The organism is Frankia sp. AgKG'84/4 (genome assembly GCF_023242965.2).
In the GTDB taxonomy this organism is placed as follows: domain Bacteria; phylum Actinomycetota; class Actinomycetes; order Frankiales; family Frankiaceae; genus Frankia.
The window spans coordinates 1-1,194 of record NZ_JALKFU020000756.1 but is presented as its reverse complement, the minus strand read 5'-3'; the positions used below and the strand labels follow the sequence as shown (position 1 = coordinate 1,194).

Sequence of the window (1,194 nt, the reverse complement as noted above, 5' to 3'; positions counted from 1 at the left end):
GCCCGCAGGTGGCGGTGGGCGACGGCGAGCAGCCGCCGGGCCCGCTCGGGCGCGTCGGGGTCGCCGTGGCCGTGCACACAGGCGAGCATGGCCTGCGTGCACGCCCGGTAGGCGACGTAGTAGTGCTGCAGCGAGGCCGGGTGCACCTCGCCGCTGAACTCCCGGTAGGCCTCGAGGAACTCGGCGGCCTCCTCGGCGGCGCCGAGGCGTTCCAGGTCCATGGCGAGCGAGGCGACGTCACCGAGGACGTCACCGGAGCGCAGCCGCGGGTCGAACTCGACGCAGTCGAGGATGCGGGGCCCGTCGTCGAGGCAGAAGATGTCCTCGGCGAGCAGGTCCCCGTGCCCGTCGCGGATCCAACCCGCCCGGGTGCGTTCGGCGAGCAGTTCGCCGCGCCCGGCGAGGTAGCGCCGGGCGAGCAGGCCGATGTCGTCGACGACCGCGGCGTCGAGCTGACTGCCGCGGTAGGCGGAGATCCCGGCGAGGCTCTGGCGCCACAGCTCCTGCTGGGCGCCGCGCTCCCCCAGCGCCGCGATCCACGGGGCACTCTCGCAGCGCTGGTGGAACACCGCCAACGCGCGGGCCACGGCGCGCAGCATCGGCGCGACCCGGTGCCCGCGGCGCACCAGCGTGGACAGCTGCCGGCTGGCCGGCATCCGCCGCATCACCACCACGTGGTCGACCAGCGCGCCGGCGTCGTCGTGCAGGTCGGCGACGCCGAGGTAGACGTCGGGGGCAAGGCGGCGGTTGAGGGTCACCTCCGCCACGCACAGCGCCTCGCGGGCCTCCCGATCGGCCTCGGTGAACGACGCCTCGACGGGTTTGCGGCGTTTGTAGACGCGCTCGGCGCTCAGGTAGAGCACGGCGCCGGGGGTTTCGTGGAGCTCCCCCGCGTCGAGATCGGCGAGCGCGGGGGCGCGCAGCCGCGGCGGGGCCGGTGACGCGCCGGGATGCGCTCCGGCCCCGGGCGCCGCGCCGGAGGAAGGCCCCATGCCCGACGAAGGCCCCATGCCCGAGGAAGACACCATGCCCGACGAAGGCCCCATGCCCGACGAAGGCCCCATGCCCGACGAAGGCCCCATGCCCGACGAGGACACGGCGCCCGACGAGGACACGGCGGCGGTGGAGGACGACGTGGCGGGTGGCCTGTTCGCGGCGAGCGCCGCGGACGGCCGGACGGCGCGGACCCTGTGC

Annotated in this window: 2 pseudogenes; one reads left to right on the top strand and one right to left on the bottom strand. The window is 75.6% G+C overall.

Annotated elements, in window-relative coordinates:
- Positions 1 to 992 (bottom strand): annotated as a pseudogene (locus tag MXD58_RS24990) (hypothetical protein); the annotation flags it as partial.
- Between MXD58_RS24990 and MXD58_RS24985 the strand changes: the two are divergent.
- Positions 991 to 1,194: pseudogene (locus MXD58_RS24985) on the top strand (hypothetical protein); the annotation flags it as partial. The pseudogenes MXD58_RS24990 and MXD58_RS24985 overlap by 2 nt on opposite strands.